The following is a 23,936-nucleotide window of genomic DNA, read 5'->3' as shown; positions in this document are numbered from 1 at the left end:
GGAATCATTGTCAACAAGCAGGAGCGTGCTGTGCCCCGCCGTCCGATCGTCCTGGCCGCACTGGCCGTCTCCGCCCTCGGCCTGGCCGCCTGCGGGGGCGGGCAGGCCAACCAGACCGCCACCAGCGAGGCGAACTCCGCCAACTGCCCCGGCGACGTCCTCGACGTCGTGGTCTCGGTCAGCCAGTGGGGCGACGTCGTCCAGCAGCTGGCCGGTGACTGCGCGAACGTCACCACGGTCATCAACTCCACCGCCCTCGACCCGCACGACTACGAGCCGACCACCGGCGACATCGCCTCCTTCGAGGACGCCGACCTGGTCGTGGTCAACGGTGCCGACTACGACCACTGGGCCTCCGACGCGGTGGCGAACCTCGACCCCGCCCCGGCCGTGGTCGACGCCGCCGAGGTCGTGGGCGTCGAGGGCAGCCACTCCGACGAGGAGGAGGGGCACTCCGACGAGGAGGGCGACGACCACGGCCGCGGGTCGGTCAACCCGCACCTCTGGTACTCCCCCGAGTACGTGCAGCAGACCGCGCAGGCCATCACGGCCGAGCTCCAGCAGCTCTCGCCCGAGGCCGCCGACTACTTCACCCAGCAGGCCGACGCCTTCACCACCGCACTGGAGCCCTACGACCAGGAGCTGACCACCCTGCAGGGCCTCGCCGCGGGCAAGACGTACGCGGCCACCGAGACCGTCTTCGACTACACCGCGGCCGCGGTCGGACTCACCGACGCCACCCCCGAGGGCTACCGGGACGCCGCCAGCAACGAGAGCGACCCGTCGCCCTCCGACGTCGCCGCCTTCGAGTCCGCGCTGGCCGACGGCAGCATCGACGTGCTGGTCTACAACACCCAGACCGAGGGCAGCGTGCCCGAGCAGCTGCGCGCCGCCGCCGAGTCCACCGGGGTCCCGGTGGTCGACGTCACGGAATCGGTGCCCGACGGGGATGATTCCTTCGTGGCGTGGCAGCTGGGCCAGCTGCAGCAGCTCGCGGACGCACTCGGTGGGGGGCAGTGACACCAGGCTCTGACTCGGAGACCCCGCCGGCCCTCGTGCTGGACGGGGTCTCCGTCGTCCGCGGTGGCCGGGTGGTCTGGGACGAGGGCGACCTCGCCGTCCCGGCCGGCGCCGTCGTCGGCGTCATCGGCCCCAACGGCGCGGGCAAGACCACCCTCTTCCAGCTGGCCCTGGGCCTGCTGCCGGCCGCCACCGGCCGGGTCGAGGTGCTCGGCGCCCCGCCGCGGCGCGGCAACCGGCGGATCGGCTACGTGCCGCAGAACTACACCGCCGCGCTCGGCCAGGCCGTCCGCGCCCGCGACCTGGTCGCCCTGGGTCTGACCGGCACCCGGTTCGGCCTGCACCGCAGCACGCCCGACGAGCGCGCGCGGGTGGACGACGCGCTGCGCCGGGTCGGCGCGGCCGGCTACGCCGACCGGCGGATGAGCGAGCTGTCCGGCGGCCAGCAGCAACGGGTCGCCATCGCGCAGGCCATCGTCGACGACGCCGACCTGCTGCTGCTCGACGAGCCGCTGGCCAACCTCGACCTGCGCAACTCCCAGGAGATCGTCACCCTGCTCGGCGAGCTCCGCCGCGAGCGCGCGGTCACCATCATGGTCGTCGCGCACGACCTCAACCCGCTGCTGCCGGTGCTCACCGACGCCGTGTACCTGCTCGACGGGCACCCGCACCACGACGTCATCGGCGAGGTCGTCACCGAGGACCTGCTCACCCACCTCTACGGCACCCGCGTGCGCGTCGTCCGCACCGCACAGGGCGACCTGTTCACCCGCAGCGGCTGAAGGAGCCCTCCCGTGCGCTTCCAGGAGAACTGGCTCCAGATCCTCCAGACCACCTTCATGCAGCACGCCCTCGTCGGCGGCAGCCTGGTCGCGCTGACCGCGGGCCTGATGGGCTACTTCGTCATCACCCGGCAGAACGCCTTCGCCGCGCACGCGCTGGCCCACATCGGGTTCCCCGGCGCGACCGGGGCCATCCTGGTCGGCGCCCCGGTCACCCTGGGCCTGGCGGTGTTCTGCGTCGGCGGCGGGCTGCTCATCGGCCTGTTCGGCAAGCGCGTGGCCGAGCGCGAGGTCGCCACCGGCACCATCCTCGCCTTCGCCACCGGCCTGGGCGTGCTGTTCGCCTCCCTGGCCACCGCCAACGCCTCGACCACGACCAACGTGCTGTTCGGCAACCTGCTGGCGATCAGCCGCGACCAGCTGTGGACCTTCGGCGGCTTCACCCTGCTGGTGGTCGCCGCCCTCGCGGTCATCGGCCGGCCGCTGGTGTTCGCCTCGGTAGACCCCGCCGTCGCCGAGGCCCGGGGTGTGCCGGTGCGGGCGCTGGGGGTGGCCTTCGTCGTCCTGCTGGCGCTGACCATCACCATGGCGGTGCAGGTGGTGGGCACCCTCCTGCTGTTCGCCCTCGTCGTCACCCCGGCCGCGGCGGCGCTGCGGCTGACCGCCCGGCCCGCTGGCGTCGCAGCGCTGTCGGTGGCCTTCGCGCTGGCCTCGGTCTGGGTGGGCCTGGTGCTGTCGGCGATGATCGACCTGCCGCCGAGCTTCTTCGTCGTCGCCGTCGCGGTGCTCGTCTGGGGCGTGACCCTCCTCGCCACCCGCGAGCCCCGGTCCGCCCGGCCGGCCGCACCGCCGGTGGGCGGCCACACCGCCGTCCCCGCGGTGCCCGAGCGCGCCCGCTGACCCCTCCTGGCAAGTTCCCAGCACCACGACTGGTCAGCAGGCAGCGACCGGGTGCATATTCGGCTGATGACGGACCACGAGCCGCAGCGCAGCGGCAGCACCGCACCCGACCAGCACCCCGACACCCAGGAGCCCCCCGCCGCCCCGGTGGTCCGGTTGCTGGCCAACCCCCGCCGGGTACGCCGGGCCTGAGGGCCTCGGCAGATCCTGCGCGACCGTGACCGCGCAGTCACAACGGTCCCAGTCGCCACCTCGCTCACGGGCGGCTCACCAGTACGTTTCACGCTGAGTTGCGACCCCGACACACCGGCGTGCCGTGAACCGCTCCGTCACGACGGCGTGCACCATCGCTGGCGTGACCGCCGCCATCTCCTACGCCGACGCCACCGACGCCCTCGAGGCCGGTGACCCGCTCGGCGCCCCGATCCCCGTCCGCCGCAGCCGCGCCGAGCGGCAGGCCATCGTGCTGGACACCGCCGAGCGCCTGTTCTCCGGCCGCAGCTCGCGCAGCGTCGGCATGGACGAGCTGGTGCGCGAGACCGGTCTGGGCAAGATGACCGTCTACCGGCTGTTCAAGAGCAAGGACGACCTGGTCGGCGCCTACCTGTCCCGCAAGGCCGCCACGCTGCTCGGGTTCATCGACGCCGAGCTGGGCCGGTTCGCGGACGACCCCCGCGGCGCGCTGCTGACCATCGTCGACGTGGTGGAGCGCGACGTCACCCGGACCGGCTTCCGTGGCTGCCCGTTCACCAACGTCAGCAGCGAGTACGACGACCCGCAGCACCCGGCCCGCTCCGCCGCCGCCGACTACAAGTACGAGCTGCACATGCGCCTGGTCCACCTCGCCGAGGAGCTCGTGCCCGGGCACGGCGACGACCTGGCCGCCCAGCTGCACCTGATCATCGACGGCATGCAGCTCTCCGGCGGGCTGCTCGGCCCCGACGGCCCGGCCAGCCACGGCCGCCGGCTCGCCGAGCGGCTGGTCGACGCCGCCGTCGCCGCGGGCTGAGCCCGACCTGCGAGCAGACCGGTTGCGCCCTACCGTTCCGGGATGACCACCTCCCCGGCCGCCGGTGACCCGACTCCCCCGCGCACCGCTCCCCCGCCGAGCACGAAGCGACGCGGGGGCAGCGTCAGCCGCACGCTGTCCAGCGTCCTGCTCGTCGTCGTCACGGTCATCCTGGTCCTGTTCGTGCTGTTCAACACCCAGACCGTGCGGGTCTCGCTGGTCTTCGGCGTGGTCGACCTGCCGCTGGTCGTCGCACTGCTGGCGGCCGCCGTCCTGGGGGCGCTGATCGTGGCCCTGCTGTCGATCCGGGCCCGTCGCCGGGACCGCTGACCCCTCGGGGCGAGGCGCGTTGCTGCTTGTTACTCGTCAGTAATAGGGTCTTCGTTACCGGCGGGTAACCTGCCCGCCCGCGACGACCAGCAGCGGGAGCACGACCATGGGGCACTACACCGCCGACCTGCGGGACCTGGAGTTCAACCTCTTCGAGTTCCAGTCCACCAAGGACCGCTTCGGGTCCGGCCCGTTCGCGCAGATGGACGCCGGGACCGCCCGCGGCGTGCTCGACGAGGTCCGCCGGCTGGCGGAGGGCCCACTGGCCGAGAGCTTCGTCGACGCCGACCGCAACCCGCCGGTCTTCGACCCGGCCACCCACACGGTCACCATGCCGGAGTCGTTCAAGAAGTCGATCAAGGCGATCACCGACGGCGAGTGGTTCCGGCTGGACCTGCCCGAGGAGCTCGGCGGGTTCGGCGCTCCCCCGAGCATGCGCTGGGCCGCCTACGAGATGATCCTGGGCGCCAACCCGGCCGTGTTCATGTACGGCTCGGGCCCCAGCTTCGCCACCGTGCTGCACGAGCTGGGCACCCCCGACCAGCAGCGGCTCGCCGAGCTGATGATCGACAAGGGCTGGGGCGCCACCATGGTGCTCACCGAGCCCGACGCCGGCTCCGACGTCGGCGCCGGCCGCACCCGCGCGGTCCCTCAGGACGACGGCACCTGGCACATCCACGGCGTGAAGCGGTTCATCACCTCCGCCGAGCACGACATGGCCGACAACATCGTGCACCTGGTGCTGGCCCGGCCCGAGGGCCACGGCCCCGGCACCAAGGGGCTGTCGCTGTTCGTCGTCCCCAAGTTCCACGTCGACCTCGGGACCGGGGAGCTCGGCGAGCGCAACGGCGCCTACGTCACCGGCGTCGAGAAGAAGATGGGCCTGAAGGTCTCGACCACCTGCGAGCTCACCTTCGGCGAGGGCCCGGTGCCCGCCGTCGGGACCCTGGTCGGCGAGGTGCACGAGGGCATCGCCCAGATGTTCCGGATCATCGAGCACGCCCGGATGTTCGTCGGGACCAAGGCCATCGGCACGCTGTCGGCCGGCTACCGGGTGGCGCTGGACTACGCGCGGTCCCGCGTGCAGGGCGCGGACATGACGGCGACCGCGAAGGACGCGCCGCGGGTCACCATCACCCACCACCCCGACGTCCGGCGCTCGCTGATGCTGCAGAAGGCGCACGTGGAGGGCATGCGGGCGCTGTACCTCTACACCGCCACCTTCCGGGACGAGGTGATGGAGGCCGAGGCCGCCGGCACCGCCGACTCGGAGCGGGCGCAGCTGGCCGCGAAGGTCAACGACCTGCTGCTGCCGATCGTGAAGGGCTACGGCTCGGAGCGGGCGTCGGCGCTGCTGGCCGCGGAGTCGCTGCAGACCCTGGGCGGGTCGGGCTTCCTGCAGGACTACCCGATCGAGCAGTACGTCCGCGACGCCAAGATCGACACCCTCTACGAGGGCACCACCGCGATCCAGGGCCAGGACTTCTTCTTCCGCAAGATCGTCAAGGACGGCGGGCAGGCCATCGGCTGGCTGGCGTCGCAGATCCAGCAGACCCTGGACGCCGAGGCCGGCAACGGGCGGCTGAAGGAGGAGCGGGCCCTGCTGGCCACCGCGCTGGACGACGTCCAGGGCATGCTGACCACGATGTTCGGCCACCTCGGCCAGGCCGCGCAGGACATGCGCAACGCCTACCTGGTCGGGCAGAACACCTCCCGGCTCCTCATGGCCGCCGGTGACCTGGTCACCGCGTGGCTGCTGGTCCGGCAGTCGGAGGTGGCGCTGGCCGCGCTGGCCGGCGAGGTCGGCGAGCGGGACCGGCACTTCTACGAGGGCAAGCTCGCCGCGACCCGCTTCTTCTGCACCCAGGTGCTGCCGAAGCTCACCGCCGAGCGCGCCATCGTGGAGGCCACCGACAACTCGCTGATGGACGTCGACGAAGCCGCCTTCTGACGCCCCCCCTGTTGATCATGCAGAACCGCACCGTGGACACGCCGTGGGGCGGCGTGTCGACGGTGCCGTCCTGCATGATCACGGCGGGCGGAGGGCAGGAGCGTGCCCATGACCGACCCCATCACCGACCCGGCCGACTCCCCCAGCGACGCGAACCTGGTCGACGGCCGGCCGGGTGACGACCGGACCGACACCGGCGCCGAGGACACCGCGCTGACCACGGACGCCGAGGCCCAGCGCGAGGGCGACGTCGCCGACCCGGAGAGCTCCTAGACCGCCGCCCCCTGGCGCCGTCGATCGACGCTGGCCGATCATTCGGCGCCCCGAGTGGTCGCTGGGCGTCGATCGACGGCGCGGAATTCCGGGGTGCCTCAGATCCAGCCGTGCCGGCGGGCGGCGTCCACCGCGGCGTGCCGGTTGGGGGCGCCCAGCTTGCCGGCGGCCGAGGACAGGTGGTTGCGCACCGTGCCCACCGACAGGTGCGCCCGGCCGGCGATCTCCTCGACCGGCGCACCCCCGGCGGCCAGCTCCAGGACGTCGGCCTCGCGAGGGGTCAGCGGGGAGTCCCCGGCGCTGATCGCCTCGGCGGCCAGTTCGGGGTCCACGTAGCGGCCCCCGCCGTGCACGGTGCGGACGACGTCGGCCAGCACCGTGGCGTGCACCGTCTTGGGCAGGAACCCGCGCACGCCCGCGCTCAGCGCACGCTTCAGGTGACCGGCCCGGCCGTGGCCGGTCACGATCACCACCCCGCAGCCGGGCAGCGCCTCGGCCAGGTCGCCGGCCACGGAGATGCCGTCGCGGTCGGGCATCTGCAGGTCCAGCACCGCCACGTCCGGCCGGTGCGCCCGGGCCATCGCCACCGCTTCCGACCCGGAGGCCGCCTGGGCGACCACCTCGAGGTCGTCCTCCAGGCCCAGCAGGGTGGCCAGCGCCGTCCGGATCAGGTTCTCGTCGTCGGCCAGCAGCAACCGGATCACGCCGGCACCTCCGCCACCAGCACGAACCCGCCGTCCCGCCGTCCGGCCGACAGCCGGCCCCCGGCCTCGGCGAGCCGCTCGGACAGCCCGGTCAACCCCGAGCCCCACGCGCCGGCGTCCCCGGTCGCGGTGTTGGTGACGGTCAGCGAGACCTCCCCGCCGCCGGCGGCGACCGCGATCGTGCACGGGCCCCCCGACCCGTGCCGCAGCACGTTGGTCACCGCCTCGCGCACCACCCAGCCGAGCACCACCTGCGCCCCCTCCGCCAGCTCCACGTCCTCACCGGTCACCGTGCAGTCGATGCCGGCCGCACGCAGCACCGAGCGCGCACCGGCCAGCTCCGACCGCAGGTCGACGGCCCGGTAGCCGCGCACCACCTCGCGCACCTCGGCCAGCGAGGACCCGGCCAGCGCCCCGATCGCGGCGACCTCCTCGGCGGCCTCGGGCCGTCCGCGGCGGACCAGCTGCTCGGCCAGCTGGCTCTTCACCGCGATCGCCGACAGGTTGCGGCCCATGACGTCGTGCAGGTCGCGGGCGAAGCGCAGCCGTTCCTCGGCGACGGCGAGCTGGGCCTGCACGCCGCGGGTCCGGTCCTGCTCCCGCACCACGTCGAGCAGCCACACGCTGAACCGGAAGGCGCCCAGGAAGAAGCCGACGGCCACGGCGATGGACAGCCCGACCACCACCGACCCGACCACGGGTACCCCGGGCCGGAGCGCCGCCAGCCCGCCGGCGACCACCCCGACGGCCAGCGACAGCCAGGACAGCGGCCGGTAGGGGGTGGTGACCGAGAGCGCGACCAGCACCGCCGCCCCGACGGCGCCGACCAGCCAGGGACCGGCCGGGTAGGGGGCCCCCGACGCGTCCCTGCCGTCGGTGAGGAACAGCCCGACCGCGACGGTGGCTGCCCCGGCCCCGACGGCGACGGCCAGCGGACCGTGCGGCACGGCACCCCGCCGGAAGCCGGCCCGGGTGAGCACGACGCAGGCCGCCGTGGTGCACAGGGTCACGGCGGCCAGGGCCACGTCCCAGCCCACGCCCCGCGAGCGGTGCTCGGAGGCGACCACCGTGACGACCACGAACGGCAGGCCCGCCAGCGCGACGTAGAACGACCAGCGGGTGTAGAGCTCGATGCGGTCTGTGTCGGAGCGGCTGCTCCACCAGCGCGACAGACCCGGCACGGCAGCCATGCTGCCGTGCCGGGTCCGGGTGGGGCGAACCGTCACCGGCGGGGCGCCCAGGCGAAGCCCCGGCGGGCTGCCAGCGTGCCCAGCACCAGCCAGCCGGCCAGCACCGCCAGCGGCACCCCGGCCGCGGCCCAGACCGACCCGTCGACGGCGTCGCCCTGCCAGGTCCGGCCGGCCAGCCCTAGCTGCAGCAGCTCGACGACGGGGCTCAGCGGCAGGAACCGGGCGACCTCGCCGAGGGTCTCGGGCAGCGCCGACAGCGGGTAGAACAGCCCGGACAGGCCGGTGGACAGGATGATGAACGGCAGGCCGGTGATCTGCGCGGACTCCGCGGTGCGGGTGAACCCGGTGGTGGCGGCGGCCAGCAGCACCATCAGCACGACGCCCCCGACCAGCGCGACCAGCGGCAGGAGCACGTCCGCCGGGGCCGACCACTCACCGATGGCGACCACGCCGACGGCGATGATCGCGATCTGGCCGAGGGTGACCAGCACCGTCGGGACCGCGGTCGCGATCTGCACCTCGGTGCCGGTCAGCTCGCCGGTGCGCATCCGCTGCAGCACCAGCTCCTCGCGGCGGGCGACGTAGGTGGTGACCAGGTTGTAGTAGGTCAGCATCACCAGGCTGATGCCGACGGCGATGACCATCAGCCGCGGGCCGAAGGGCAGGTCGCCGCCGCCGATGCCGAGGGCGGGCACCGCCAGCACGAACAGCACCGGGACGACGACGGAGTTGACCAGCGCCGTCCGGTTGCGCAGGAACAGTCGTGTCTCGGCCGAGGCGAGGGACCACACCCGGGTGACCCGGGAGGGGCCGGTGGGGCGGGACAGGGTCGCGGTGGTCATCGGTTCTCCTCCGTCAGGCTCGGGTGGGTGCCGTCGGCGACGGCGAGGAAGGCCTGCTCCAGCGAGCCGGCCCGGGCAGCGAGGGTGCGCAGCACGACGCCGTGCTCGGCGGCCCAGGCCAGCAGCTGCGCGAGCACCGGCTGCAGCGCACGCGTGCGCCACTCGGTGCGGCGGCCGTCCTCGACGACCTGCACCTCGGCGGGCACCGGCGGTCGGGGGTCGCCGTCGTCGAGGGCGAAGCGGATCGTGGCCGGCTGGGTCTCGGCGATCTCGGCCTGGGTGCCCGAGAGCACGACCTGACCGGCCCGCATGACGGCGACCCGGTCGGCCAGCTCCTCGGCCTCCTCCAGGTGGTGGGTGGTCAGCAGGACGGCGGCGCCGTCGGCGACCAGACCCCGCACCAGCTCCCACACCTGGCGGCGGGATTCCGGGTCCAGGCCGGTGGTGGGCTCGTCGAGCACGACGACGCCCGGCCGGCCGAGCAGGGCCATGGCCAGGTCCAGCCGGCGCCGCTCGCCGCCGGACAGGGACCGCACCCGGACGTCGGCCCGGCCGGTCAGCGAGACCTGCGCCAGCGCCTCCTCGACCGGGCGGGGGTCGGACAAGGTGCCGGCCCAGGCGCGCAGCGTCTCGGCGACGGTGAGGTCGCCGGGCAGCCCGCTGGTCTGCAGCAGCACGCCGAGCTCGCGGCGCACCCGGGTGCGGTCGCGGACGGGGTCCATGCCGAGGACCCGCACGGTGCCGCCGCCGGCCGGGGCCAGGCCCTCGAGCACCTCCAGGGCGGAGGTCTTCCCGGCGCCGTTGACGCCGAGCAGGGCCAGCACCTCGCCGCGGCGGACCTCGAAGGAGATGCCGCGGACGGCCTCGAAGTCGCCGTAGCTGCGGCACAGGTCGGTGACCTCGACGGCGGCGGTGGTCGTGGTGGGCGGTGCGGCGGTGGCGGGTGGCATCGTCGTCCTCCTGGGGGCTGGTCCTCGGTCACCCCTGACGTTGCCCGCCGCCCCGGCCCGGCGCGGGTGCCATCCCTCACGACCTCACGGCCCCCCTGCACGGGTCACCCGTGAGGTTCGTCAGGGGTGCACCGGCTACGGTCGCCGGGTGCCCGACTCCCGCTGGCTGGACCTGACCGGCACCACGAACACCCGCGACCTGGGTGGCCTGCCGCTGTCCGGGGGCGGGACGACGGTGCCGGGGCGCGTCCTGCGCAGCGACGACCTGCAGGAGCTGGACGCCGGTGACGTCGCCCGCCTCGGCGAGCTGGGCCTGACCGACGTGGTGGACCTGCGCACCAGCGCCGAGGTCCGGATGGAGGGTCGCGGCCCGCTCCGCGACGTCCCCGAGGTGACCCACCGGCACTTCACGCTCATCCCCGAGGTGGGCGAGTACACCGACGTCTTCGCCGACGGGGCCGACGCCGACGAGGTCGAGCCGCCGGCGGACTGGGTGGAGACGCTGCTCCCGCGCACCGCCGCCCCCGGCGACGAGGGCGAGACGCCCTCGGTCAAGGCCTACCTGGGCTACCTGTCCGACGGGGCGGACAACGTGGTCGGCGCGCTGCGGGCGATCACCGCTGCGCCGGGTGCCTCGGTCGTGCACTGCGCGGCCGGCAAGGACCGCACGGGCGTGGTCGTCGCGCTGGCGCTGTCGGTCGCCGGGGTGCGGCGCGAGGCCGTGGTGGCCGACTACGCGCTCACCGCGGAGCGGATCGAGGACGTGGTGGCCAAGCTGGCTGCCCGGCACACCTACGCCGAGGACATGACCCGCCGCGACGTCGCCAGCCACACGCCGCGGGCGGAGACGATGGAACGGGTGCTGGACCTGCTCGACGAGCGACACGGCGGCCCGCTGGGCTGGCTGGGGGCGCACGGCTTCGGCCCCGACGAGCAGGCCGCGCTGCGGGAGAGGCTCACCCGGCCCTGAGACGGGACGAGCCCGGCTCCGCGAGGGAGTCGGGCTCGTGCGTGGCGTGCTGCGTCAGCGCAGGACGCTGGAGAACTGGCTGCTGTTGGCCAGGGTCAGCAGGTCGTCGCGCATCGCGGGGCTGCTGGAGCGGGCGAGCGCCTTGTCCAGAGCCCGACGGGTCCGCGACGCCTCCCGACGCTGACGCCAGGTGCTGGTCACGCTGCTCATGGTGCTGTCCTTCTTCCGTTGCTCGTTCGGGGTGTGCACCTGTAGTAAAGCAGGCGCATCGCCGATTGTTCCCGCGATTCGTAGGTGATGTCGTCCACTGATCTACGGATGTTCACCCGAAAGCAGCAGTTGATCTACGAAAGTGGTGCACGCCACAAAGCCGCGGGCCCCCGGCGACCAGGTGGTCACCGGGGGCCCGCAGCGCAGGGGTCCTTCTTCAGGCGGCGTCGAGCACCTCGCGGACGGCGGCGCGGGCCGACTGCGGGTCGTCGGCGGCCAGCGCGACCTCGGCGGCCCGCCGGCAGGTGTCGAGGGTGACGGTGCCGAGCTTGGCGCCGACCCCGGCCACCGAGGACGCCGCGCAGGACAGCGAGGTGATGCCGAGCCCCACGAGCACGCAGGCCAGCAGCGGGTCGGCAGCCGCCTCGCCGCAGACGCCGACCGGCTTGCCGACGCGCTGCCCGGCCTCCGCCGTCAACTGGACCATGCGCAGCAGCGCCGGCTGCCAGGGGTCGGTCAGGTCGGCCAGGTCACCGGAGAGCCGGTCGGCGGCCAGCGTGTACTGGGACAGGTCGTTGGTGCCGATGGACAGGAAGTCCAGGTGCTGCAGGAACCGGTCGGCCAGCAGGGCCACCGAGGGCACCTCGACCATGACGCCCGGGACCATGCCCCGCTCGCGGACGGCGGCGGCGAAGTCGGCGGCCTCGGCCACGGTCGACACCATCGGCGCCATCACCCAGGGCGTGGCACCGGTCGCCTCGGCGGCCTGCTTCACCGCGTCGAGCTGGCGGGTGAGGATGCCCGGGTTCAGCCGGGTGGTGCGCAGCCCGCGCACGCCCAGCGCCGGGTTGGCCTCGTCGGCGGGGGTGGCGAAGGCCAGCGGCTTGTCCGACCCGGCGTCCAGCGTGCGGACGACGACCTTGGCGCCGGGGAAGGCCTCGAAGACGCCCCGGTACCCCTGCGCCTGCTCCTCGACCGAGGGCTCCTCGCTGTGCCCGAGGAACGCGAGCTCGGTGCGCAGCAGACCCACGCCCTCCGCGTGCGCGGCGGCCGCGGCCTGCGCCCCGGCGCCGTCCTGCACGTTGGCCAGCACCTGCACGGCGTGACCGTCGGAGGTGCGCGCGGGCCCGGTGTAGCCGGCCAGCGCCGCGGCGGCGGCCTGCGCGGCCTCGACCCGGGCCTGCGCGTCGGCCTGGTCCGGGTCGACGGTGACCGTGCCCTCCTCGCCGTCGACCAGCACGAGGGCGCCCTCGGGCACGTCGGCCAGCCCGCCCACGGCGACGACGCAGGGCAGGCCGAGCTGGCGGGCGATGATCGCGGTGTGACTGGTGGACCCGCCCAGCCGGGTGGCCAGCGCGATGACCCGGGCCGGGTCCAGGCCGGCGGTGTCGGCCGGGGCGAGGTCGTCGGCGAGCAGCACCGACGGGGTGTCGGGGTTGGTGACGCCGGGCTCGCTCTGGCCGGTCAGCTCGGCCACGATGCGGTCGCGGACGTCGTTGACGTCGGTGACCCGCTCGGCCATCAGCCCGCCCAGGCTGGCGAACAGGTCGGCGAACTGCTGCGCGGCGCCCACGGTGGCCACCGGCGCGGAGGCGCCGGCGTCGATGCGCTGCTCGACGGTGGAGCGCAGGCCGCGGTCCTTGGCCAGGTCCGCGGTGGTCTGCAGGACAGCGGAGCTGACCCCGCTGGCGGCCGCGGCCCGCTCGGTGAGCCGGCCGGCCACCACCTCGGCCGCGGCGGTGAACCGCTCCTTCTCCGCGGCGCGGTCGGCCTCGGCCACCGGCTCGGCGTCCTCGGTGGGCAGCTGAACCGCGCCGTGCGGGCGGATCACCGGGCCGAGCGCCACCCCGGGCACGACCGGGGTGCCGGTGAGCACCACGGGGCCGTCGGCGCCGGTGCTGGTGACGTCGGGGTGGGTGGTCGACATCGGGACCTCTTCCTGGGTCTGGAGGCGACGCGACGACGGTGGCGCGGACGGGTGTGGGGTGCATGGTGCCCACCCGCTCCGCGCCCGTCGACAGCGGGGTGACCGGCGTCGCAGGGGCGTGGTGACCACAGTCACCGAGGTGTCTTGACTTGTCAACGTAACCAACGTAGAACAACACCAACACAGACCAGAAACAACAGAACCGGGCGTGCATCAGTGACGTGCGCAACACTAGGTCGGGGGTGCAGATGTACGCGGAGGAGCGCCAGCAGGCCATCGCGGGCCTGGTCGCCCAGCGCGGCCGGGTGGCCGTGACCGCGGTGGCCGAGCGGTTCGGCGTCACCACCGAGACCGTCCGCCGCGACCTCGCCGTCCTCGAGCGCTCGGGGATGCTGCGCCGGGTGCACGGCGGGGCCGTGCCCACCGGCGCGCTCACCGTCCTCGAGCCCGGCCTCGGCGAGCGGCGCAGCACCCGCACCGAGCAGAAGCGGCGCATCGCCTCCGCGGCGCTGGCCTACGTCCCCGACGCCGACGGCAGCCTGATCCTCGACGGCGGCAGCACCACCGCCGCGCTCGCCGAGCTGCTGCCGACCGGGCGCCGGCTGCTGGCGGTCACCAACTCGGTGCCCATCTCGCACCGCCTCTCGGCCGCCCCCGGCATCAGCCTGCACGTGCTGGGCGGCCGGGTCCGGGGCATCACCCAGACCGCGGTGGGCGAGTCCACGGTCGCGGCGCTCGCCGACCTCAAGGCCGACGTGGTGTTCCTCGGGGCCAACGGGGTCACCGGCGCGCACGGCTTCACCACCCCCGACGAGACCGAGGCCGCCTCCAAGCGCGCCATGGTCAAGGCCGCCCAGCGCGTGGTCGTGCTCGCCGACAGCAGCAAGCTCGGCCGCGAGCACCTGGTCCGCTTCGCCGCCGTCGACGACGTCGACGTGCTGGTCACCGACGACGAGGCCGACCCGGACGTCGTCTCCGAGATCGAATCGCACGGGATCGAGGTCCTCACCGCATGAGCATCGTGACCCTGACCGCCAACCCCAGCCTGGACCGCACGCTGTCCCTGCCCGGCCCGCTGGAGCGCGGCAGCGTCGCCCGGCTGGCCCCCAGCAGCACCGAGCCGGGGGGCAAGGGCGTCAACGTCTCCCGGGCGGTGGCCGCCGCCGGCGCCGAGGTCGTCTCCGTGCTGCCCGCGGCCGACGACGACCCGATCGTCCGCGCCCTGCAGCAGCTGGGCCTGCGGCTGGCCACCGTGCCGATCGGCCAGCCGGTGCGCACCAACTACACCCTCACCGAGCCCGACGGCACGACCACCAAGCTCAACGAGCCCGGGGCGGCCCTGGACGACGCGACCCGCGCCGGGCTCGCCGCGGCCGTGGCCGAGCACGCGGCCGGCGCCCGCTGGGTCGCGCTGTGCGGCTCGCTGCCCCCCGGCACCCCGCTGGACTGGTACGCCGACCTCGTCCGCGCCGTGCGGCCGACCGGTGCCCGCATCGCCGTCGACACCTCCGAGGCGCCGCTGCTGGCCCTGCTCGACGCCGGGCACGACGCCGCCCCCGACCTGCTCAAGCCCAACACCGAGGAGCTGGCCCAGCTGGCCGGCACCACCGAGGCCGAGGTCGTCGCCGACCCCGACGCCGCCCTCGCCGCCGTCGCCGTCCTGCACGAGCGCGGCGTGCGCGAGGTGCTGCTCACCCTGGGGGCCGACGGCGCCCTCCTCTCGACCGCGGACGGGGAGCTGTTCTCCGCCCGCCCGCCGGCCATCACCGTGCGCAGCACGGTCGGCGCCGGTGACTGCAGCCTGGCCGGCTACCTGCTGGCCGACCTCGACGGGGGTGCCGCCGCCGACCGGCTGCGGTCCGCCGTCGCCTACGGCGCGGCCTCGGCATCGTTGCCCGGCTCCGCCGTCCCCACCCCGGCCCAGGTGGACGGTCCCGCCGTCCGGGTCACCCCCGGCTTCGCCGGTTCTGCACCGTCCCTGTCCCACTGAGTCCCCCTTCGAGACCAGGAGCAACTCCGTGTCCGCACTCATCACCACCGACCTGGTGGCGCTCGACGTCAGCCCCGGGGCCGACAAGACCGCCGTCATCCGGCAGCTGGCCGAGCTGGTCGCCCGCAGCGGCCGGGCCACCTCGGCCGAGGGCCTGCACTCCGACGCCATGGACCGTGAGGCCAAGGTCGCCACCGGGCTGCCCGGCGGCATCGCCATCCCGCACTGCCGCTCCGGGGCCGTCACCGAGGCCTCGCTGGCCTTCGCCCGGCTGCGTCCCGGTGCCGACTTCGGCGCCCCCGACGGCCCCGCCGACCTGGTCTTCCTCATCGCCGCCCCCGAGGCCGGCGACGCCGACCACCTGACCCTGCTGTCCTCGCTGGCCCGCGCCCTGGTGCGCCCGGAGTTCGTCGCCTCGCTGCGCAACGCCTCCACCGCCGACGAGGTCGTCACCCTGGTGCAGGACGTCGTCTCCCCCGCCCCGGCCACCGCCGCGGCACCCGCGGCCGCCGCCCCGGCCGCGACCCCGGCGCCGACCGCCGGCGACGGCCCGACCCTGGTCGCCATCAGCGCCTGCCCGACCGGCATCGCGCACACCTACATGGCCGCCGACAAGCTGGCCGCCGCCGCCCGCGAGATGGGCGTCGACCTGCACGTGGAGACCCAGGGCTCCTCGGGCTCCACCCCGCTGGACCCCTCGGTCATCAGCAAGGCCGCCGCCGTCATCTTCGCCGTCGACGTGGGCGTGCGGGACCGCGACCGGTTCGCCGGCAAGCCGGTCGTGCAGTCGGGCACCAAGCGGGCCATCCAGGAGCCCGAGGTCATGATCCGCGAGGCCATCGCGGCCGCGGGTGACCCGAACGCGCGCCGGGTGCCCGGCGGCTCCGGCGCCGACGCCGCCGCCCCCACCTCCGGCGGCCAGGGCGTGGGCTCGGAGATCCGCCGCTGGCTGCTCACCGGCGTCAGCTACATGATCCCGTTCGTCGCCGCGGGCGGTCTGCTCATCGCGCTGAGCTTCCTGCTCGGCGGCTACCAGATCGTGCTCACCGACCCGGCCTCGGCGTCCGGGCAGAGCTACGCGCTGAACTGGGCGCTGAACAACAGCTTCTTCAACCTGCCGGTCGCCGATGCCGGTACCGGCCTCAACGACGGCCTGCTGGGCTACCTCGGCGCGCTGTGCTTCGTGCTCGGCGGGGCGGCCTTCGGCTTCCTGGTGCCGGCGCTGGCCGGCTACATCGCCTACGCCATCGCCGACCGCCCGGGCATCGTGCCCGGCTTCGTCGTGGGCGCGGTCTCCGGCACCGTCGGCGCCGGCTTCCTCGGTGGCCTGGTCGGCGGCATCATCGCCGGCTTCGCGGCCAAGTGGATCGCCTCGTGGAAGCTGCCCGCGGGTGTCCGCGGCCTGCAGCCAGTCGTGATCATCCCGCTGCTGGCCACGATCATCTCCAGCGGCATCATGGTGCTCTTCCTGGGCCGTCCGCTCGCTGCGGCGCTCACCGGGCTGGGCAACTTCCTCAACGGCCTCACCGGCGCCTCGGCGGTCCTGCTCGGGATCATCCTCGGCCTGATGATGTGCTTCGACCTCGGGGGCCCGGTCAACAAGGCGGCCTACGTCTTCGCCACCACCGGCCTCACCGCGGCGATCGCCGGCGACGGCGGCCGCCAGCAGCTGGTCATCATGGCCACCGTGATGGCCGCGGGCATGGTCCCGCCGCTGGCCATGGCGCTGTCCACGGTCATCCGGCCCAAGCTGTACACCGCGGCCGAGCGGGACAACGGCAAGGCCGCCTGGCTGCTGGGTGCCTCGTTCATCTCCGAGGGCGCCATCCCGTTCGCCGCGGCCGACCCGCTGCGCGTCATCCCCTCGATGATGCTCGGCGGTGCCACCACCGGTGCCCTGGTCGCCGGGTTCGGCGTCCAGCTGCGGGCCCCCCACGGCGGCATCTTCGTGTTCTTCGCGATGAGCAACGCGCTGCTGTTCTTCCTCGCGGTCATCATCGGGACCATCGTCGGCGCGATCGCGGTGACCGCGGCCAAGAGCTTCGGCCGCAAGCCCGTCGCCCCCGCCGAGGCCACCGAGGCCGCGATGGCCGGCAGCACCGTGACCACCACGGGTGCCGTGGCCGCCGCCAGCTGACAGGATCTACCCGACCCCGGGGCGCGGGCGGCCACCCCGCCCGCGCCCCGCACCTCACTCGACGCAGAGGAGAGCACCTCGATGCCCAGCAAGACCGTGACCGTCGGTTCCGCCGTCGGCCTGCACGCCCGCCCCGCCGCCCTGATCGCCGAGGCGGTGAGCAAGTCCGGCAAGCCGGTCACCCTCGCCACCCCCGGCGGCAACCCGGTCGACGCCGGCTCGCCGCTGATGATCATGACCCTCGGCGCCAAGAAGGGCGCCGAGGTGGAGGTCAGCAGCGAGGACGAGGCCGTCCTCGACGAGATCGCCGGCATGGTCGAGCGCGACCTCGACGCCGAGTAACCAGCACGACCCCGAAGGCCCCCTCCCGCGTGCTGCGGGAGGGGGCCTTCGTCGTGCGCGGGCCCCGAGACCGGGGTTCCCGGGGTCGTCGACAGCGCCAGGACCCCGCGAACCCCGCACTCGACGTCGTGTCCCGGGGTCCGGCCCCCTCGACGGGTCGCGGGAGGGCGGGAACCCCGGGATCGCGGGCGGCTACAGCGCCAGGGCGACGCCGGGGTCGTGCAGGACGGCGCCGACGTCGGCGAGGAACCGGCTCCCGAGCTCGCCGTCGATGATCCGGTGGTCGAAGGACAGCGCCAGCTGCGTCACCTGGCGCACCCGGATCCTGCCCTTGTGCACCCACGGCATCTCGCGCACGGCGCCGAAGGCCAGGATCGCCGACTCGCCGGGGTTGAGGATCGGGGTCCCGGTGTCCACGCCGAACACGCCCACGTTGGTGATCGTGATCGTGCCGCCGGACATGTCCGCCGGCGAGGTCTTCCCGGCCCGCGCGGTGGCGGTCAGGTCGGCCAGCGCCCCGGCCAGCTCGGCCAGCGACAGCCGGCTGGCGTCCTTGATGTTCGGGACGACGAGGCCACGGGGGGTGGCCGCCGCGATGCCCAGGTTCACGTAGTCCTTGACCACGATCTCCTGCGCCGCCTCGTCCCACGAGCTGTTCACCATCGGGTGCTTCCGGGCGGCGAGCAGCAGCGCCTTGGCCACGAACAGCAGCGGGCTGACCTTGAGCCCGGCGAGCTCGGGACGGGCGGCGAGCCGGCCGCGCAGCGCCATCATCCGGGTGACGTCGACGGTCAGGAACTCCGTGACGTGCGGCGCGGTGAAGGCACTGGAGACCATCGCCGCGGCGGTGTGCTTGCGCACGCCCTTGATCGGGATCCGCTGCTCGCGGCCCTCGGTCCCCGCCTCCGGAGCAGGGAACCGGACGACGGTGCCGGCCTCGGCAGCAAGCTCGGCCGGGGTGCGGGCCGGCTCCGCCGGGGCCGAGCGGGCGGCGTCGACGTCCGCGCGGGTGATGACCCCGCCGGCGCCGGTGCCGGTGACGGTGGTCAGGTCGACGCCTGAGTCCTTGGCGTACTTGCGCACCGGCGGCTTGGCCAGCGGGCGCGGCGCACGCCGGCCGGGGGCCACCGCGGTGCCCGAGGCGGCCGTGGTGTCCGCGGAGGTGTCGGCGGCGTGCTGCTCGGCGGCCCGGCCGATCTCCAGCCCGCCGTGGCGCACCGGCTTGCTGGTCATGTCCGGCGCGGTGGCCAGCAGCGGCGGCCGGTCGGGCGGTGACCCGTAGTCGGCCTCGGGGACGACGGCGGGCGCGGTGGCCCGCTCGGCGACCGCGGTGCCCGACCGGCGCGGACGGCGCACCGCCTCGGTGTTCTTCGGGCCGTAGCCGACCAGCACCGACGTCCGCCCACCGGGCGCCGGACCACCGATCAACCCCGCGGCCGGGGCGTCGTCCGAGGGCGCGTCGTCGGCCGACGGGGAGTCACCGCCGACGTCGATCGTGATGATCGGGGCCCCGACGTCGACCGTCGTCCCCGGCTCGTGCAGCAGCTCGACCACCGTGCCGGCGTACGGGCTGGGCAGCTCGACGGCGGCCTTGGCGGTCTCCACCTCGCACAGCGGCTGGTTGGTGGTCACCGTGTCGCCGACGGCGACCAGCCACTGCAGGATCTCGCCCTCGGTGAGGCCCTCGCCGACGTCGGGGAGCTTGAACTGGCGCAGGTCCGGCATCTCAGAACCCCAGCGAGCGGTCGACGGCCTCGAGCACCCGGTCGAGGTCGGGGAGGTACTCCTCCTCGAGCTTGGACGGCGGGTAGGTGACGTCGTAGCCGCCGACCCGCAGCACCGGGGCCTCCAGGGAGTGGAAGCAGCTCTCGCTGACCCGGGCGGCGATCTCGGCGCCCATGCCCAGCGTGGTCTGCGCCTCGTGCACCACCACGCAGCGCCCGGTGCGGCGGACCGACTCCTCCACGGGTGCCAGGTCCAGCGGGGAGAGCGTGCGCAGGTCGACGACCTCCAGCGAGCGGCCCTCGCCCTGCGCCGCCTCGGCGGCCTGCAGCGCGGTCTTCACCATCGGCCCGTAGGCCAGCAGCGTGACGTCGTCGCCGGCCCGCACCACCCGGGAGCTGAACAGCGGCGGCGGGGCGGCCTCGAGGTCGACCTCGGCCTTGTCCCAGTACCGGCGCTTGGGCTCGAAGAACACCACCGGGTCGGGGCAGGCGATGGCCTGCTGCAGCATCCAGTAGGCGTCGGCCGGGTTGGACACCGCGACGACCTTCAGGCCGGTGGTGTGGGCGAAGTAGGCCTCGGGGCTCTCGCTGTGGTGCTCGACCGCGCCGATGCCGCCGCCGAAGGGGATGCGGATGGTGATCGGCATCGGCACCTTGCCGCGGGAGCGGGCGTGGATCTTGGCGACCTGGGTGACGATCTGGTTGTAGGCGGGGAAGACGAACCCGTCGAACTGGATCTCCACCACCGGCTTGTAGCCGCGCATGGCCAGGCCGACCGCGGTGCCCACGATGCCGGCCTCGGCCAGCGGGGTGTCCACGACGCGGGCCTCGCCGAAGTCCTTCTGCAGGCCGTCGGTGATCCGGAAGACCCCGCCGAGCTTGCCGATGTCCTCTCCCATGAGCACGACCTTCGGGTCGTCCTCCATGGCCTTGCGCAGCCCGGTGTTGAGGGCCTTGCCCAGGGTCAGGGTGCTCACTTCTCGAAGCCCTCCGGGTCGAATCCAGCCTGGTAGGCGAGGAACGCGGCGCGCTGCGCGGCGATCTCCTCGGTCTGCTCGGCGTAGACGTGGTCGAACATCTCGGTGCCGGCCGGGTCGGGCATCTCCAGGGTGCCCTTCCGGATGCGGGCGGCGAGCTCGTCGCCCTCGGCGTCGACGCCCGCGAAGAACTCCGCGTCGGCCTTGCCGGACCGGGACAGGTGCGCCTTGAGCCGGGCGACCGGGTCGCGCAGCTTCCACTCCTCCAGCTCGTCGGCCAGCCGGTAGCGGGTGGGGTCGTCGGAGGTCGTGTGCGCGCCCATCCGGTAGGTGAAGGCCTCGACGAAGGTGGGCCCGGAACCCTCGCGCGCCCGGGCGAGCGCCGCGCGGGTCACCGCCAGGACGGCCAGGACGTCGTTGCCGTCGACCCGGACGCCGGGGAAGCCGAAGCCGGCCGCGCGCTGGAACAGCGGCACCTTGGACTGCCGCTCGATCGGCACCGAGATGGCGTACTGGTTGTTCTGGCAGAAGAAGACGACCGGGGCGTCGAAGGTGGCCGCCCAGATCATCGCCTCGTTGACCTCGCCCTGGCTGGTGGCGCCGTCGCCGAGGAAGGCGATCGCGGCGGCTCCGTCCTCCCCCACCCGCCCATCGCGCTGGATGCCCATCGCGTAGCCGGTGGCGTGCAGGCACTGCGCGCCGATGACGACGGTGTAGAGGTTGAACCCGGTGGCCACCGGGTCCCAGCCGCCGAGGTCGTTGCCGCGGAACAGGCTGATGACGTCGAGCGGGTCGACGCCGCGGGTCCAGGCGACGCCGTGCTCGCGGTAGGTCGGGAAGGCCATGTCGTCGGCGCCCAGCGCCCGGCCGGCGCCGATCTGCGCGGCCTCCTGGCCCTGCAGCGAGGCCCAGATGCCCAGTTCGCCCTGCCGCTGCAGGGCGGTGGCCTCGACGTCCCACCGGCGGACCAGCGCCAGGTCGCGGTAGAGGGAGCGCAGCTCCTCGTCGGAGATCTCCAGGGAGTACTCGGGGTGCTCGACCCGCTCGCCCTCCGGCGTCAGCAGCTGCACCAGATCGGGCTGGGCCGGCAGGTGGGGCGCAGCGGCCCCGGGTACCGGGTCGACCATCTCTCGCACGGCGGTCACCGTCGTCCTCCTCACGTCGCAGAACTGCTTGTGCAGCACATCACTCCCGCGTCGGGATGCGCAAGGCGGGCAGCGAGAGGGAAGCAGATTGTTCAGCGGGCTACTGGTGTGGCGTGGCACACTGAGCAGCGTGCCCGGCATCGACGCCACCGACGCCCGGTTGCTGCTCGCCCTGTCGGCGGACCCCCGGGCCACCGTCATGGCCCTCTCGCAGACCCTCGGCCTGGCCCGCAACACCGTGCAGGCCCGGCTCGCCCGGCTGGAGTCCGGTGGGGCGCTGGACCCCTTCGAGCGCCGGCTGCGACCCGAGGCGCTGGGCTACCGGCTGAGCGCCTACATCACGGTGACGGTGGTGCAGACCTCGCTGGCCGAGGTCAGCGCGGGCCTGGCCGACATCCCCGAGGTGCTCGAGGTCATCGGCCTGTCCGGTGTCGCCGACCTGCTGGTCCAGGTGGTCGCGGTCGACGCCGACGACCTGTGGCGCATCAGCGAGCAGGTGCTGGCCATCCCCGGGGTGCAGCGCACCGACACCAACCTGGCGCTGCGCCGGTTCGTCGACCACCGGATGGCCCCGCTGCTGCAGCGCGCCGCGCAGGGCTAGGCGCAGGTCATCCTGGCCGCGTTCCGTGCGGGGTGCGGTCCACTGGCCGACCCTGAGCACGGTTTCCGGCCCCTCCACCCGGGGGTAGCGGCCGCTCCATGGCTTCGAGGACCCCCGTGGGTGCATTCGGCAAGGGCAGGCGCGGCATCTCGACGGGCGGGTGGGTGCTGCGCGGAGCGGCCGCCGGCGCCGCGGGCACGACCGTGCTGAACACCGTGACCTACCTGGACATGGCGGTGCGCGGACGCGGCACCAGCGACACCCCGCAGCAGACGGTCGAGGCACTGGCCCGCAAGGCGCACGTCGACATCCCCGGCGAGGGCGACACCCGCGACAACCGGGTCTCCGGCCTGGGGCCGCTGACCGGCATCGCCGCCGGGGTGGGTGTCGGTGTGCTCGCCGGCCTCGCCCGGGCGGCGGGCTTCCGGCCGAACGCCGTCGTCGGCGGCCTCGTCGCCACCGCCGGCGCCCTCGTCGGCGCGAACGGCCCCATGGCCGCCCTCGGCATCAGCGACCCCCGGACCTGGTCGGCCACCGACTGGGCCAGCGACGTGGTCCCGCACCTGGCCTACGGCTTCGCCACGCACGCGACCCTGGCCGCGCTCGACCGCGCCTGAGGCAGCTCAGCGCCACCCGGCCGGGTCGACGCCGCCGGGGACCGGCGCGGCCGGGTCGTAGGGCTGCCGGGTGAAGGTGAACGTGGCCAGGTCCAGGTGGTCCTGCGCGATGCGCAGGGTCTCCCCGGCGTAGTAGCCGTCCAGGCCGACCCAGCTGCCGTCCTCCCGCCGGAGGAAACGGCTGGCCCGCCCGGGACGGCCGGGGAGCGGGCCGAGGTGCAGCAGCCCGCCGGCCTGGGCGCGCAGCACCTGAGGGGCAGGCCCCCAGTAGTAGACGCCGAGGACCTCCAGCGGCACCGGCGGCGGGGACGGCGACCAGGCCGGGCCCACCCACGGCTCGGCGGCGCGCAGGTCGGCCAGCAGCCCGGGCACCAGCGGGTCCAGACCGCTGGTGGTGTTGGCCAGCATCACCGCCCCGGCCTGCTGGGCGCGGTCGACGAAGACCCCGGCGAGGAAGCCGGGCATCGAGCCGCCGTGCCCGACCAGGGTGGTGCCGTCGACCCGCATGACCTGCACGCCCAGCCCGTAGGCCGACCAGCCGGCGGCCGAGGAGTCCACCCCCGCGGGCACGGTCATCTCCGCCAGCGTCGCCGGGGCGAGCACGTCCCCGGTGTCGCCGAGCAGGAAGGCGGCGAAATGGCCCAGGTCGGTGAGCGTGGCCCACAGCTGGCCGGCGGCGTCCATCACGCCGGCGTCGTGCTCGGGCTCGGGCAGCACGACGTCGGCCCAGGGGTGGACGGCGGTGCCGCGCGCCGCCCGGCCGGTGGGCCGCGGGGTCGTCCGGCTCATGCCGAGGGGGTGCAGCACCTCGCCGGCGACGACCTCGGACCACGGGCGTCCGCGGTGCCGGGCGACCAGCTCGCCGAGCAACCCGAAGCCGAGGTTGGAGTAGTGGAAGCGGCGCGCCGCGCCGAGCACGACGTGCTCCGGTCCCAGCTGCAGCTCCTCGAGCGTGCCGCCGGGGACACGCTCCCACCAGCCGCCCGGGCTCTCGCTCGACGCCCCCGCCAGGTGGGAGAGCAGCTGGCCGACGGTGCGGCCGCCCAGCGGGGTGCCCGGGACGTGCCGCTCCAGCGGGTCGTCCAGGTGCACCCGGCCCTCGTCGCGCAGCCGCATGACGGCGACCGCGGTGACGGTCTTGCTGATCGACCCCAGCCGGAACTGCACGTCGGCGTGCGGCTCGGGGACGTCGCCGCGGCCGGCCGACCAGGCCAGCCCGCCGTCGCGCACCACCCCGGCGACCAGGCTCGGCGCCCGGCCCTCGCGCTGCACCCGGGCGGTGCGGGCGAGCAGCGTGCGGGCGGTGGTGGCGGCGACGGGGGCGGGGGCGGGGTCGGGCATGCCC

The 23,936-nt window shown here is 74.4% G+C and carries 25 protein-coding genes; 15 read left to right on the top strand and 10 right to left on the bottom strand.

All coding sequences use genetic code 11. The features are described 5' to 3' along the window. Positions 1-30 precede the first annotated feature (30 nt). The 8 genes from NH342_RS00410 (at position 31) to NH342_RS00380 (ending at position 6,265) form a co-directional block, all read left to right on the top strand. Entirely contained in the window at positions 31-1,020 is a 990-nt protein-coding gene (locus NH342_RS00410) for a metal ABC transporter solute-binding protein, Zn/Mn family (RefSeq protein WP_253010118.1), read from the top strand. Further along, on the top strand, positions 1,017-1,802 hold the full coding sequence (locus NH342_RS00405) for a metal ABC transporter ATP-binding protein (RefSeq protein ID WP_253010116.1): 786 nt from the start codon (positions 1,017-1,019) through the stop codon (positions 1,800-1,802). The genes NH342_RS00410 and NH342_RS00405 overlap by 4 nt, the downstream gene beginning before the upstream one ends. Before the next feature lie 12 nt (positions 1,803-1,814). Beyond that, positions 1,815-2,702 carry a metal ABC transporter permease gene (locus tag NH342_RS00400; RefSeq protein ID WP_253010114.1) on the top strand — a complete coding sequence of 296 codons (888 nt, stop codon included), beginning with the start codon at positions 1,815-1,817 and terminating at the stop codon, positions 2,700-2,702. A gap of 66 nt (positions 2,703-2,768) precedes the next feature. After that, entirely contained in the window at positions 2,769-2,894 is a 126-nt protein-coding gene (locus NH342_RS23065; protein WP_256479017.1) for a hypothetical protein, read from the top strand. Positions 2,895-3,057: 163 nt separating this feature from the next. Next, the gene (locus NH342_RS00395) at positions 3,058-3,711 is read left to right on the top strand and encodes a TetR/AcrR family transcriptional regulator (protein WP_253010112.1); all 654 of its coding nucleotides are present in this window, start codon (positions 3,058-3,060) and stop codon (positions 3,709-3,711) included. Between the two features lie 42 nt (positions 3,712-3,753). Next, positions 3,754-4,041: a lipopolysaccharide assembly protein LapA domain-containing protein gene (locus NH342_RS00390; protein ID WP_253010110.1), complete on the top strand. Its 288-nt coding sequence runs from the start codon at positions 3,754-3,756 to the stop codon at positions 4,039-4,041. 106 nt (positions 4,042-4,147) lie between these two features. Further along, positions 4,148-5,992, top strand: a complete 1,845-nt coding sequence (locus NH342_RS00385; protein WP_253010108.1) for an acyl-CoA dehydrogenase — start codon at positions 4,148-4,150, stop codon at positions 5,990-5,992. 108 nt (positions 5,993-6,100) lie between these two features. After that, the gene (locus NH342_RS00380; protein ID WP_253010106.1) at positions 6,101-6,265 is read left to right on the top strand and encodes a hypothetical protein; all 165 of its coding nucleotides are present in this window, start codon (positions 6,101-6,103) and stop codon (positions 6,263-6,265) included. Between the two features lie 98 nt (positions 6,266-6,363). Here NH342_RS00380 and NH342_RS00375 read toward each other — a convergent pair whose 3' ends face one another. Genes NH342_RS00375 through NH342_RS00360 form a run of 4 tightly spaced genes read right to left on the bottom strand, consistent with a single transcriptional unit; the run spans position 6,364 to position 9,951 of the window. Then, entirely contained in the window at positions 6,364-6,969 is a 606-nt protein-coding gene (locus NH342_RS00375) for a response regulator transcription factor (protein WP_253010104.1), read from the bottom strand. Then, positions 6,966-8,150, bottom strand: coding sequence for a sensor histidine kinase (locus tag NH342_RS00370; RefSeq protein ID WP_253010102.1), 1,185 nt, complete (start codon positions 8,148-8,150; stop codon positions 6,966-6,968). Before NH342_RS00370 ends, NH342_RS00375 begins: the two co-directional genes overlap by 4 nt. Positions 8,151-8,191: 41 nt before the next feature. Then, positions 8,192-9,001 (bottom strand): ABC transporter permease, encoded by an 810-nt coding sequence (locus NH342_RS00365; RefSeq protein WP_253010100.1) that lies wholly within the window; start codon positions 8,999-9,001, stop codon positions 8,192-8,194. Then, positions 8,998-9,951 carry an ABC transporter ATP-binding protein gene (locus NH342_RS00360; RefSeq protein WP_253010098.1) on the bottom strand — a complete coding sequence of 318 codons (954 nt, stop codon included), beginning with the start codon at positions 9,949-9,951 and terminating at the stop codon, positions 8,998-9,000. The genes NH342_RS00365 and NH342_RS00360 overlap by 4 nt, the downstream gene beginning before the upstream one ends. Positions 9,952-10,099: 148 nt before the next feature. Between NH342_RS00360 and NH342_RS00355 the strand changes: the two genes are divergently transcribed. Beyond that, positions 10,100-10,921 carry a tyrosine-protein phosphatase gene (locus tag NH342_RS00355; protein WP_253010096.1) on the top strand — a complete coding sequence of 274 codons (822 nt, stop codon included), beginning with the start codon at positions 10,100-10,102 and terminating at the stop codon, positions 10,919-10,921. A gap of 54 nt (positions 10,922-10,975) precedes the next feature. On the opposite strand, the gene NH342_RS00350 is transcribed toward NH342_RS00355, so the two are convergent. Together NH342_RS00350 and NH342_RS00345 are read right to left on the bottom strand one after the other, a co-directional pair. Beyond that, positions 10,976-11,131, bottom strand: coding sequence for a hypothetical protein (locus NH342_RS00350; protein ID WP_165640165.1), 156 nt, complete (start codon positions 11,129-11,131; stop codon positions 10,976-10,978). 217 nt (positions 11,132-11,348) lie between these two features. After that, positions 11,349-13,058 carry a phosphoenolpyruvate--protein phosphotransferase gene (locus NH342_RS00345; protein ID WP_253010094.1) on the bottom strand — a complete coding sequence of 570 codons (1,710 nt, stop codon included), beginning with the start codon at positions 13,056-13,058 and terminating at the stop codon, positions 11,349-11,351. A 221-nt stretch (positions 13,059-13,279) separates the two neighbouring features. Between NH342_RS00345 and NH342_RS00340 the strand changes: the two genes are divergently transcribed. From NH342_RS00340 to NH342_RS00325, 4 genes are all read left to right on the top strand, one after another. Further along, complete coding sequence (locus tag NH342_RS00340; protein ID WP_253010092.1) at positions 13,280-14,074, top strand: DeoR/GlpR family DNA-binding transcription regulator; 795 nt, start codon at positions 13,280-13,282, stop codon at positions 14,072-14,074. Continuing rightward, positions 14,071-15,048 (top strand): 1-phosphofructokinase family hexose kinase, encoded by a 978-nt coding sequence (locus NH342_RS00335; protein ID WP_253010090.1) that lies wholly within the window; start codon positions 14,071-14,073, stop codon positions 15,046-15,048. Before NH342_RS00340 ends, NH342_RS00335 begins: the two co-directional genes overlap by 4 nt. 28 nt (positions 15,049-15,076) lie before the next feature. Next, positions 15,077-17,185 (top strand): fructose-specific PTS transporter subunit EIIC, encoded by a 2,109-nt coding sequence (locus tag NH342_RS00330; protein ID WP_253010088.1) that lies wholly within the window; start codon positions 15,077-15,079, stop codon positions 17,183-17,185. 81 nt (positions 17,186-17,266) lie between these two features. Next, the gene (locus NH342_RS00325; protein ID WP_253010086.1) at positions 17,267-17,527 is read left to right on the top strand and encodes an HPr family phosphocarrier protein; all 261 of its coding nucleotides are present in this window, start codon (positions 17,267-17,269) and stop codon (positions 17,525-17,527) included. 192 nt (positions 17,528-17,719) lie between these two features. Here the strand turns inward: NH342_RS00325 and NH342_RS23825 are convergent, their stop codons facing one another. The 3 genes from NH342_RS23825 to pdhA are packed head-to-tail and all read right to left on the bottom strand — an operon-like array spanning position 17,720 to position 21,373. After that, positions 17,720-19,252 (bottom strand): dihydrolipoamide acetyltransferase family protein, encoded by a 1,533-nt coding sequence (locus NH342_RS23825; protein ID WP_305884808.1) that lies wholly within the window; start codon positions 19,250-19,252, stop codon positions 17,720-17,722. Between the two features lies 1 nt (position 19,253). Beyond that, complete coding sequence (locus tag NH342_RS00310) at positions 19,254-20,228, bottom strand: alpha-ketoacid dehydrogenase subunit beta (protein ID WP_253010084.1); 975 nt, start codon at positions 20,226-20,228, stop codon at positions 19,254-19,256. Then, complete coding sequence (gene pdhA / locus NH342_RS00305) at positions 20,225-21,373, bottom strand: pyruvate dehydrogenase (acetyl-transferring) E1 component subunit alpha (protein WP_253010082.1); 1,149 nt, start codon at positions 21,371-21,373, stop codon at positions 20,225-20,227. The genes NH342_RS00310 and pdhA overlap by 4 nt, the downstream gene beginning before the upstream one ends. Before the next feature lie 130 nt (positions 21,374-21,503). Here pdhA and NH342_RS00300 point away from each other — a divergent pair, with 130 nt between their 5' ends. Both NH342_RS00300 and NH342_RS00295 read left to right on the top strand, forming a co-directional pair. After that, positions 21,504-21,974 (top strand): Lrp/AsnC family transcriptional regulator, encoded by a 471-nt coding sequence (locus NH342_RS00300; protein ID WP_253010080.1) that lies wholly within the window; start codon positions 21,504-21,506, stop codon positions 21,972-21,974. A gap of 116 nt (positions 21,975-22,090) precedes the next feature. Next, positions 22,091-22,591, top strand: a complete 501-nt coding sequence (locus NH342_RS00295) for a hypothetical protein (protein ID WP_253010078.1) — start codon at positions 22,091-22,093, stop codon at positions 22,589-22,591. 6 nt (positions 22,592-22,597) lie between these two features. On the opposite strand, the gene NH342_RS00290 is transcribed toward NH342_RS00295, so the two are convergent. After that, a complete protein-coding gene (locus NH342_RS00290) occupies positions 22,598-23,932 on the bottom strand; it encodes a serine hydrolase (RefSeq protein ID WP_253010076.1) in 1,335 nt (444 codons plus the stop codon). Between the last annotated feature and the right edge of the window lie 4 nt (positions 23,933-23,936).

The organism is Klenkia sp. PcliD-1-E (assembly GCF_024124375.1).
Lineage (GTDB): Bacteria > Actinomycetota > Actinomycetes > Mycobacteriales > Geodermatophilaceae > Klenkia.
Note: the sequence above shows the minus strand (reverse complement) of the source record. Positions and strands in the feature narration are given on the sequence as shown.